Annotated in this window: 12 protein-coding genes; 3 read left to right on the forward strand and 9 right to left on the reverse strand. The window is 64.4% G+C overall.

Annotation, left to right across the window (positions count from 1 at the left end):
* Positions 1 to 169: 169 nt before the first annotated feature.
* On the forward strand, positions 170 to 406 hold the full coding sequence (locus ACXJ7R_RS17840; RefSeq protein WP_184872749.1) for a hypothetical protein: 237 nt from the start codon (positions 170 to 172) through the stop codon (positions 404 to 406).
* Positions 407 to 485: 79 nt separating this feature from the next.
* On the opposite strand, the gene ACXJ7R_RS17845 is transcribed toward ACXJ7R_RS17840, so the two are convergent.
* Genes ACXJ7R_RS17845 through ACXJ7R_RS17860 form a run of 4 tightly spaced genes read right to left on the reverse strand, consistent with a single transcriptional unit; the run spans position 486 to position 3,246 of the window.
* Positions 486 to 854, reverse strand: a complete 369-nt coding sequence (locus ACXJ7R_RS17845) for a helix-turn-helix domain-containing protein (RefSeq protein ID WP_457152990.1) — start codon at positions 852 to 854, stop codon at positions 486 to 488.
* 10 nt (positions 855 to 864) lie between these two features.
* Positions 865 to 1,410, reverse strand: a complete 546-nt coding sequence (locus tag ACXJ7R_RS17850) for a Smr/MutS family protein (RefSeq protein WP_457152991.1) — start codon at positions 1,408 to 1,410, stop codon at positions 865 to 867.
* The gene (gene mltA / locus ACXJ7R_RS17855; RefSeq protein WP_457152992.1) at positions 1,407 to 2,513 is read right to left on the reverse strand and encodes a murein transglycosylase A; all 1,107 of its coding nucleotides are present in this window, start codon (positions 2,511 to 2,513) and stop codon (positions 1,407 to 1,409) included. The genes ACXJ7R_RS17850 and mltA overlap by 4 nt, the downstream gene beginning before the upstream one ends.
* Positions 2,514 to 2,538: 25 nt before the next feature.
* Positions 2,539 to 3,246, reverse strand: coding sequence for a Tim44/TimA family putative adaptor protein (locus ACXJ7R_RS17860; RefSeq protein ID WP_457152993.1), 708 nt, complete (start codon positions 3,244 to 3,246; stop codon positions 2,539 to 2,541).
* Positions 3,247 to 3,445: 199 nt separating this feature from the next.
* On the opposite strand from ACXJ7R_RS17860, the gene ACXJ7R_RS17865 reads away from it, so the two are divergent.
* Together ACXJ7R_RS17865 and secB are read left to right on the forward strand one after the other, a co-directional pair.
* Positions 3,446 to 3,946: an FxsA family protein gene (locus ACXJ7R_RS17865; protein ID WP_457152994.1), complete on the forward strand. Its 501-nt coding sequence runs from the start codon at positions 3,446 to 3,448 to the stop codon at positions 3,944 to 3,946.
* 194 nt (positions 3,947 to 4,140) lie between these two features.
* The gene (secB, locus tag ACXJ7R_RS17870; protein ID WP_095083878.1) at positions 4,141 to 4,641 is read left to right on the forward strand and encodes a protein-export chaperone SecB; all 501 of its coding nucleotides are present in this window, start codon (positions 4,141 to 4,143) and stop codon (positions 4,639 to 4,641) included.
* An 87-nt stretch (positions 4,642 to 4,728) separates the two neighbouring features.
* On the opposite strand, the gene dnaQ is transcribed toward secB, so the two are convergent.
* The 5 genes from dnaQ to ACXJ7R_RS17895 form a co-directional block, all read right to left on the reverse strand.
* A complete protein-coding gene (gene dnaQ / locus ACXJ7R_RS17875) occupies positions 4,729 to 5,433 on the reverse strand; it encodes a DNA polymerase III subunit epsilon (RefSeq protein WP_457152995.1) in 705 nt (234 codons plus the stop codon).
* Between the two features lie 75 nt (positions 5,434 to 5,508).
* On the reverse strand, positions 5,509 to 6,114 hold the full coding sequence (coaE, locus tag ACXJ7R_RS17880) for a dephospho-CoA kinase (RefSeq protein ID WP_457152996.1): 606 nt from the start codon (positions 6,112 to 6,114) through the stop codon (positions 5,509 to 5,511).
* Positions 6,111 to 6,953, reverse strand: a complete 843-nt coding sequence (locus ACXJ7R_RS17885; RefSeq protein WP_457152997.1) for a shikimate dehydrogenase — start codon at positions 6,951 to 6,953, stop codon at positions 6,111 to 6,113. The genes coaE and ACXJ7R_RS17885 overlap by 4 nt, the downstream gene beginning before the upstream one ends.
* A complete protein-coding gene (locus tag ACXJ7R_RS17890) occupies positions 6,946 to 7,545 on the reverse strand; it encodes a Maf-like protein (RefSeq protein WP_457152998.1) in 600 nt (199 codons plus the stop codon). The genes ACXJ7R_RS17885 and ACXJ7R_RS17890 overlap by 8 nt, the downstream gene beginning before the upstream one ends.
* A gap of 299 nt (positions 7,546 to 7,844) precedes the next feature.
* Complete coding sequence (locus ACXJ7R_RS17895; RefSeq protein WP_095083883.1) at positions 7,845 to 8,666, reverse strand: pyruvate, water dikinase regulatory protein; 822 nt, start codon at positions 8,664 to 8,666, stop codon at positions 7,845 to 7,847.
* Positions 8,667 to 8,912 lie beyond the last annotated feature (246 nt).

Raw genomic sequence — 8,912 nt, forward strand, 5'->3', positions numbered from 1 at the left:
CTTCTCCCCGTCGCTATACGGCGAGAAGGTGCCGGCAGGCGGATGAGGGGCAGCGCGGCGTTGCAGGCCCTGCACTTCACGCTTCCAACAATTCCGCATTCTCCATGAACCATTCCCTCCCGGCCAACGACACATGGCCGTGGATAGAAACCAACCATGGAGACTTCCGATGACTGCACTTTTGCGAAATACCCTTCTCGCCGCCGTCGCGGTATCGGCGCTGGCCGGATCCGCTTTGGCAGATCAGACCATTCCAGGCTGCGCCAAGACATCGACCAATGACCTGTGGGGCGGGCGCTGTTGCAGCAATGGCGACTCGAACTGTCTGGGCGGTGGAAACGGTGGTCGAGGCCACAATGACAATGGCGGCCGGGGAGATAAGGGCGGCGCGGCCGGCAAGAAATGATCTCGACGCAGCGGACCGCCGGCGGGCAGCTCTTCAGGCAGAAGCGGACGCGCGTGTAAAACTCGCGGCTCCGGCCTCGCTACGGTTGCCGGCCCAGTGCCGCGCGGATCGAGGCGGTAATGCGGCGCAGTTCCGCTTCGTCGAGTTTCTCGATGTTCTCGGCCAAGAGATTGGCAAGCTCGGTGGCGGCGGGACTGAGGCCTGACGTGTCGAGCTTCACGCGCGGATGCGAGGCTTCGGCCAGCCGGGCCAGTTCCTCGGCATCGTCCCAGATGACGTTGAAATAGCCGATGATCTTCTGGATCAGCGTCCAGGTCGGCGCGCCGCGCCTGCCATGCTCCAGCGCCGACAGATAGGCGGCGCTGACGCCGATCGCGGCCGCCATATCTTTCTGGCTGACACCGCGCTCGCTTCGGAGCGCCCGCAGCTTCTCGCCGAACGGCGTCATGCCCGCGTCTTCATGCGCGGTGCCGCCGCAGCCGGATATAGAGCGCGCCGGAGCCGCCATGATTGCGGGCGGCATGGTCGTGGCTGGAGACCAGCGGCCGGAAGGCGGGCGTCGACAGCCAGGCGGGCACGGCGCGCCGCAGCACCCCGTCGCCGCCGGAGGACGAACCCTTGCCTGTGATGACCAGCACGTAGCGAATGCCGCCGGCATGCGCCCGGTGCAGGAACGAGAACAGCAGCGAATAGGCCTCGTCCTGGGTCAGGCCGTGCAGATCGACGCGGCCTTCGATCGGCAGCCGTCCCTTCGACAGCTTGTCCAGCGTCGGTTCGTCGAGTGCGTGCGCGACATGCTGCGTCTTCGGCTTTGCCGCGCCTGCCTGGTTGGCAACGGGCTGGGCCGCTTGCGTCTGCATCGGCTTGGCCTCGGCCGGGATATCGGGGATGTCGATGGCCATCCTGCCCTTGAGCGGTTTGGCCGTGCGCGCCACCAGGTTCCACAGCACCCGGTCGTCCTCGCTGAGCTCGGCTTCGCTCGGTCTGGCTCGCCGCCGGGTCATCGATTCGCACCCGGAACGAGAGCACGCGGGATCAGCGCATGAAAATCGGCCGCGTTGCGCACCACGCCAGCGATCTCGCCTGCCGCATCGCCCGAGCCGGCGAACAGGTCGCCGCGCGCCGGCCCGGTGATGGCGGAGCCGGTGTCCTGCGCGATCATCAGGCGCCGGAACGGTTTTGCGTCGAAAGCTGTCAGCGACGGCGCATCGATGTGGAACGGCGTGCCGAATGTGTGCAGTAGGCGGTCGACGGCGATGGAGCGGCCCGGCGTCAGCGGCACCTTGGCGGCGGCGATCGGGCCAAGGGCGGCGTCCTCGACATCGGCCTCTCGGAAGAAGATGTAGGAGCGGTTTTGCCAAAGGATCTCGTCGACGCGGTCCGGGTGCGCCTTGAACCAGGCGCGGATCGACTGCATCGTCACCTTTTCCAGCGGGATCTCGCCAATTTCGCTGAGGATTTTACCGGGCCCGGTGAAGCGTTGGCCGGATTTGGCGGCGTAGGTGACGCGGCGGAGCCTGCCGTCGGTCATGTTCAGTCTGGCCGCGCCCTGCACATGGATGAAGAAGGCATCGACCTTGTCGGCCAGCCAGGCGATTTCCAGCCTCTTGCCGTCAAGCGCGCCACGCTCGATGGCGCCGCGGTCGGGATATTCGACCGGTCCATGCGGCGTGTGGCGGGCAAAGGCGAGGTAGGGGTCCATGCTGGGCGGCCGATTGGCCTCGTCGATATCGACGAGATCGGCCGGGCGCGACAGCAGCGGCACGCAAAACCGGTCCGTTCGCACCGGCGATGCCTCGACTTGCGGTTCGTAGAAGCCGGTGACGAGACCGGAGCCGCCATTCTCGGCGCGGATATTCATCGGGATGAAATGACGCTCGAAAAAGTCGCGGGCCTGCGACCGATTCGCCGGCGAAACGATGCGGGCCTCGGCGTAGGGTTCGGCAAAGGCGTTGAAGTCGACACCAAGCGAACCGCTGCGATAGGGCTTGATCAGGACATGGAAAGCGGAACGGCGAAAGGCCGCGAAGGCAGAGAGATGGTCGTCCTCATCCCAGCCGGGCAAGGCGCCGAAGGATTTCCCGACAAAAAGAGGCGATAGCGACACCGGAGCCTCGCCACTTCTACCGGATTCAGTCTTCTTCCTCGGTGGCGACGAGCTTCCAGTTCGGATCGCGTGAGCGCGTGTCGCGGGCGAAGGTCCAGACGTCCTTGACCTCGGCGACGGTTTCCGGGTCGCCGTCGATGACGGCGCCGGCCTTGTCGCGGGTCGCCGAAATCAGCTCGCTGATGATACGCAGCGTGACATGCGYCTCGCCACCCTTCATCTCGGCCGAGACGATGTCGGCTTTGTCGATGCCGACGAAGGAGGACTGGATCTTTTCCGATTTGGCCTCGCGCTCGCCGATGGCGGCGACAAAGCCATCATAAACCTCGCGCGACAACAGGTTCTTCAGCGTTTTGCGGTCACCGTCGGCATAGGCCATGACGATCATCTCGTAAGCCATCTTGGCGCCGTCGACGAAGCTCTTCGGCTCGAAGGACGGATCGTTGTCCTTGATTGTGCGCAATCCCTTGTTGAGGTCGGTGTCGGGCTTGGCGAAGGCGTCGATCGCCGCATAAGTCTCGGCCGCAGGCTCGCCCGGCAAGCGCTTGCGCGGCAACGAGACGACGTTTTCAGGTTTCTGCGCGGCATCCTTGTCGCCGCTGCGGGCGGCCGTGTAGGGGTCGAACGGCGGCCGTTCGCTGCCGGTGCGTCGGCCCAGCACATTGCGCAGCTGGAAAAAGATGACCACTGCCGCAATCAGGAAGAAAATCGTGCCGAAGTCGAAGAATCCCATATCTTCCGCCAATCAATCCCTGCCTTGTAGCCGGACCGCCGGCCCCGAGGGGTACGGTCTCATAGCGTTCAACATTCAAAGCATATAGAACGCAAGGCGCAATCATTCAAATCAAAGGCAGGCATACCTATCTAACAGGCCCAGTGCCAGCGGCGATTGATCGCCAACGGCCAAAACGATCGAAAAGGGTTGGCAAGACTTGCGCATTTCGTTCTTTCCCCTTTTTGTCCTGGCGCTGCCGCTGCTGGAAATCGCCGGCTTCGTGGTTGTCGGACGCCAGGTGGGCGCCCTGGCGACGGTCGGCCTGGTGCTGGCATCGAGCATCGCCGGTGCGCTGCTGCTCCGGCACCAGGGTTTCAGCGTCATGACGCGGATCCGGGCCGAAATGGACGCCGGCCGCGATCCGAGCCGCCAGCTCGCGCATGGCGCGATGATCGTGCTAGCGGCGATCCTCTTGATCATACCCGGCTTCATCACCGACATCATCGGCCTGCTGCTGTTCCTGCCGCCGGTGCGGGATCTCGCCTGGCCGGCGTTGAAGGGCCGCGTCGTGCTGGCCACCAATTTCAGCACCGGCGGGTTCCGCGGCCGGCAGCGCGACAAGACCATCGACCTCGACGATGGCGATTATTCGCGCAGCGACGACTATGCGCGCGGACCGGACCACAACTCTCCCTGGCGCCGCCTCAAGGACGAATAGGCCTGAGCAAGGCGACGTGCGTTTGAAGCGCACCTGAAATTTTGCTTTGATGCATGTCGTCGTCCCAAAACCGCTGCGCACTTTTGGGCGACATGCATAAGGTGGCAAACCTTGTCTTGTCATGCCGACCATGGTAGCGAACGCCCGATTTCAATTCGGTCAGCGATGCTGCCCAGGCAAGAGGACAAAGGCTTATGGCAAGCAAAGATGACGCGGCGCCCGGCGCAGCCAACGGAAACGGCAATGCGGCACAGCCGTCGCTCAACGTCCTGGCGCAGTATGTGAAGGATCTGTCGTTCGAAAGCCCCGGCGCGCCGAACTCGCTGCGCGGCCGCGACAAGGCGCCCGGCATCGCCATCAACGTCAACGTCAACGCCAACCCGCTCTCCGACAAGCAGTTCGACGTCAATTTGACGCTGAACGCCAAGGCCTCCTTCGACCAGGAAGTGCTGTTCAATGTCGAGCTGATCTATGGCGGTGTGTTCGCGATCAGCGGCTTCCCGCAGGAACACATGCTGCCGATCCTGTTCATCGAATGCCCGCGCCTGCTGTTCCCCTTCGCCCGGCAGATCATCGCCGAAGCGACGCGCAATGGCGGTTTCCCTCCGCTGATGCTCGACCCGATCGATTTCGCGCAGATGTTCCAGCAGAAACTGGCGGAAGACCAGGCCGCGTCCAACGTCAAGGTGAGCTGAGGCTTGCTGTTGCGGTAGCGTTTGAAAGCCCGGCCTTGCGCCGGGTTTTTTGTTTGGAGATGCCGGCGGATCGCTTACGGAACGACCTTAGTTCCCAAGAACCTTCAACCACAGCGCCTTTTCGCCGAGTGTGACGACCATGCCTGCGTGCGCGGCGCGCTCGGCTTCGGTCAGGCGCGGCGCCAAGGGGGCCGGGCGCTGGCTGATGGTGATTTCAATCTGGCGGACATTCTCGTTACCCCCAGCCGGCGCGGTGGCGCTGTCGAGGATGAGGGCAGCCTGCTTGCCGCCGATCAGCTCGATATAGACTTCGGCCAGCAGTTCGGAATCGAGCAAGGCGCCGTGCTTGGTGCGCCTTGTGTTGTCGATGCCGTAGCGCCGGCAGAGCGCGTCGAGCGAATTGGGGCCCATCGGGTGCTTGCGGCGCGCCAGCGCCAGCGTGTCGACGACACGGCCATTGTCGATGACCGGGTGGCCCAGCCGGCCGAATTCAACATTGAGGAAACCGACGTCGAACGTGGCGTTGTGGGCGACCAGCTTGGCGCCGTCGATGAAGGCCAGCCACTCCTCGGCAATCTCGGCAAAGGTTGGCTTGCCCGCGAGGTCCGCGGCGCTGATGCCGTGGACCGCCTGCGCTTCGGCGTGGATCGGCCGCCCTTGAGGGTTGATGTAGTGGTGGAAGGTCTTGCCGGTCGGGAAGCGGTTGACCAGCTCGATGCCGCCCAGCTCGATAACGCGGTCGTCACGCGAATCGAGGCCGGTGGTTTCCGTGTCGAAGATGATCTCACGCATCGAATCAGTCACTCCAGGCGAGCAGAATCATAAGACGGGAACAAAATGGCAATGGGCAATGCTGACGGCCTGGCGTCAGGAGATGGCATTCCTTGACTTATCCCCGGTCAGATCCGCAACGATGGCTTTGACCGCCGCGCGAGCGGCGTCCATCCCTTGTCCGGTGTCGATGATGAAATCGGCCTGACGACGCTTATCCGCATCCGGCACCTGCTTGGCCAGGATCGATGCCAGTTTTTCCTCGGTCATGCCCGGTCGCGCCAGCACGCGCTGGCGCTGCACTTCGGCCGCGGCGGTGACGACGACGACCTTGTCGACGCGGTTGCGGCCGCCGGTTTCGAACAGCAGCGGAATGTCGAGCACCGCAAGCGGCGCACCGTCGGCCCGGTTGCGCGCCAGGAAGGCATCGGCATCGGCGCGCACCAGCGGGTGGATGATGGACTCCAGCCGCCTCAGCGCGCTGGCGTCGCCAAGCACGCGTTCGCCCAGCTTTGTGCGATCGACCACGCCGGCGTCCGTCGTGCCGGGAAAGGCCGCTTCGACCAAGGGCGCGGCCTTGCCGGCATAGAGGCGATGCACCGCCTCGTCGGAATCATGAACCGGGACGCCGGCCTCGGCAAACATCCTGGCCGTTGTCGACTTGCCCATGCCGATCGAGCCGGTGAGACCGAGCACGATCATGGTTTCGGCACCAGGTCGGCGACGATGAGCGCGCGCAATTCGGCCGTAACCTGCGGCCTGACGCCGAACCAGCGCTCGAAGCCGGGCACGGCCTGGTTGAGCAGCATGCCGAGACCGTCGACGGCCTTCAGCCTCCTTGCGCGGGCCGCGGCAAGCAGCGGCGTCTCCAGCGGCACATAGACGATGTCGTTGACGATGGCGTGGCCCGGCAGCAAGGCGGGATCGGCGGCAAGGGTCTCATTGCCGTGCATGCCGAGCGCCGTGGTGTTGACCAGCAGACCGGCATCGGCAAGCAGTTCGCCGGTCGCCGCCATGCCGTGCGCGGTAACGCCGGCGCCGAAGCGATCGCGGAATTCCTGCGCCCGGGCCAGCGTGCGGTTGACGATGCGGATGTCGGCGACACCGCGTTGCTTCAGCGCATGGATGATGGCGCGCGACGCGCCGCCGGCGCCAAGCACGACAGCCGGGCCGTTGCTTGCCCAGCCCGGCGCATTATCGTCGAGATTGGCGGCAAAGCCGTGACCGTCGGTGTTGCCGCCCCACAGGATGCCGTCCTCGAACCACAGCGTGTTGACAGCGCCGATCTCTTCGGCCGCCTCGTCTCGCCGGTCGACCAGCGCGAAGGCCGCCTCCTTGTGCGGAATGGTGACATTGCCGCCGCGATAACCGTTCGCCTGCAGCGTCGCCAGGAATTGAGCAAAGTCCTCCGGCGCCACGTCGATGGCTTGGTAGCTGCCGACGATGCCATGTTGGGCGAGCCAGTGGCCGTGGATCTTCGGCGAGCGCGAGTGCTTGATCGGATGGCCGGTGACGAAAGCTTTTTTGGTCGCCTCAGCCATCGATCGCTCCAAGGGCACGAAGTTCGGCCAGCAACGGGAGCAGCGGCAGGCCGACAATGGTGAAATGGTCGCCCTCGATCTTCTCGAAGAGCTCGATGCCTTCGCCCTCGACCTGGTAGGCGCCGACGCTGGCCAGTGCCTTGGCGCCGACACGAGCCAGATGGCGGCCGATGAAGGCAGGGTCGAGCTTGCGCATGGTCATGCTGGCGATGCCGACATGCCGCCACAGCACCTGACCATCGCGGACCAGCACGGCGGCGCTGTTGAGCTGATGGGTCTTGCCCGACAGCGCCAGCAGGTGACGGCGCGCGCCCTCCATGTCGGCCGGCTTGTGGAACACGTCGTCGCCGAGCGACAGCGTCTGGTCGCAGCCGAGCACCAGTGCACCACGCCGGCGCCCGCTGACCTCGGTCGCCTTGGCCTCGGCCAGCACCAGGGCGACATCCTCGGGCGAGACACCGCTGTCCTGCAAGGGCGCCTCGAGCGCCCGCTCGTCGACATCGGCCGCAACCGCCTCGACATCGACGCCGGCATTGACGAGCATCGCCTTGCGGAACGGACTGCTAGAGGCGAGGATGATTTTTTCGGTCATTTTGCACTCGGGCGCAGGCACAGGCGCGGTTGGAGTATGAGCAGCTCTAGTCGGTAAAGTGGGCGCTGCCCCTCATTGTCCTGCCGGACATTTCTCCCCGTATAGTGACGGGGAGAAAGGGGCACCTTCAGCGCCGGCGCTGTTTCCAGCACCGCTGGCGATTGGCGAAATTATCGATGGCAGCGCCCCTCTCCTCGTCACTATACGGGGAGGGGATGCCGGCAGGCAGGTGAGGGGCAGCACCGACTTTCGGCTAGATTTCGCCTGGAGAAGACTCGGAAAACTCACTTTTCGCTCATTTATCTCGACTTGCCGCGCAGGGCAACGATCGCCGCTGCCGTTTCTTCGATCGAGCGACGGCTGACATCGATCATCGGCCAGCCATGGCGCGTGCAGATCTGGCGGGCGTAGGCGAGCTCCTCGGTGATGGCGGCGCGGTCGACATAGTCGCTCGCTTCGTAAGTGCTGCTGTTGCCGAGGATGCGGTTTTGCCGGACATGCGAGATGCGCTCGGCGGTGGCGATCAGCCCGACGATCAGCGGGGTCTTGGCGTTGACCAGGCTCTCCGGCACCGGCACGCCGAGCACGATCGGGATATTGGCGGTCTTGATGCCGCGGTTGGCGAGATAGATGCTCGTCGGCGTCTTCGACGTGCGCGAGATGCCGATCAGCACGATGTCGGCATCGTCCATATTGGCCGGCAGCTGGCCGTCATCATGCTCCATGGTGAAATTGAGCGCGTCGATGCGGCGGAAATATTCAGCGTCGAGAACATGCTGGGCGCCGACGCGGCGGCCGGCCGGCGTGCCGAGATAGGACTGGAACACGGTCAGCACCGGCTCCAGCACCGACACGCAGGGCAGCCCCATGGTCGCGCAGCGCTCGTCAATGCCGCGCGCCAGCTTCTGGTCGACGACCGTATAGAGGATGATGCCCGGTTCCTCCTCGATGTCCTCGAACACTTTGGCCACCTGCTTTTCGGTGCGGATGAGCGGGTAGATATGCTCGATGGCCCGCGCGTCCTTGTATTGCGCCGAAGCCGCCCGACCGGCGGCGAGCAGCGTTTCGCCGGTCGCGTCGGAAATTAGATGCAGGTGGAAGAAGCTCTGGGGTTTGTTCACAAGGGGTCACTCCAGGCTGTGGGCGGCTGTGGATAAAGCGGGATGGAAAGACGGGCCGGTCACGGGTGACTGTATCAGATGGCAGTTTGTCCACAATTCGTCGCACTGTCAGCTTCGCCGGACGGCTGGGGACAAGTTTGGGGACGGCGTCTTTTGTCTCTCGCCTGTCCACAGGGACGGCTTTCCCCTGCGGTTCCTAACGCCTTGACTCCAGTCATGGATTCCGGACTTTCCCCAGAACCCTAC

Source organism: Mesorhizobium sp. P5_C1, from assembly GCF_054049815.1.

Coding starts and splice junctions, on each gene's coding strand:
- ACXJ7R_RS17840 (WP_184872749.1), top strand. CDS start 170: ATGACTGCACTTTTGCGAAATACCCTTCTCGCCGCCGTCGCGGTATCG.
- ACXJ7R_RS17845 (WP_457152990.1), bottom strand. CDS start 854: ATGACGCCGTTCGGCGAGAAGCTGCGGGCGCTCCGAAGCGAGCGCGGT.
- ACXJ7R_RS17850 (WP_457152991.1), bottom strand. CDS start 1,410: ATGACCCGGCGGCGAGCCAGACCGAGCGAAGCCGAGCTCAGCGAGGAC.
- secB (WP_095083878.1), top strand. CDS start 4,141: ATGGCAAGCAAAGATGACGCGGCGCCCGGCGCAGCCAACGGAAACGGC.
- dnaQ (WP_457152995.1), bottom strand. CDS start 5,433: ATGCGTGAGATCATCTTCGACACGGAAACCACCGGCCTCGATTCGCGT.
- coaE (WP_457152996.1), bottom strand. CDS start 6,114: ATGATCGTGCTCGGTCTCACCGGCTCGATCGGCATGGGCAAGTCGACA.
- ACXJ7R_RS17885 (WP_457152997.1), bottom strand. CDS start 6,953: ATGGCTGAGGCGACCAAAAAAGCTTTCGTCACCGGCCATCCGATCAAG.
- ACXJ7R_RS17890 (WP_457152998.1), bottom strand. CDS start 7,545: ATGACCGAAAAAATCATCCTCGCCTCTAGCAGTCCGTTCCGCAAGGCG.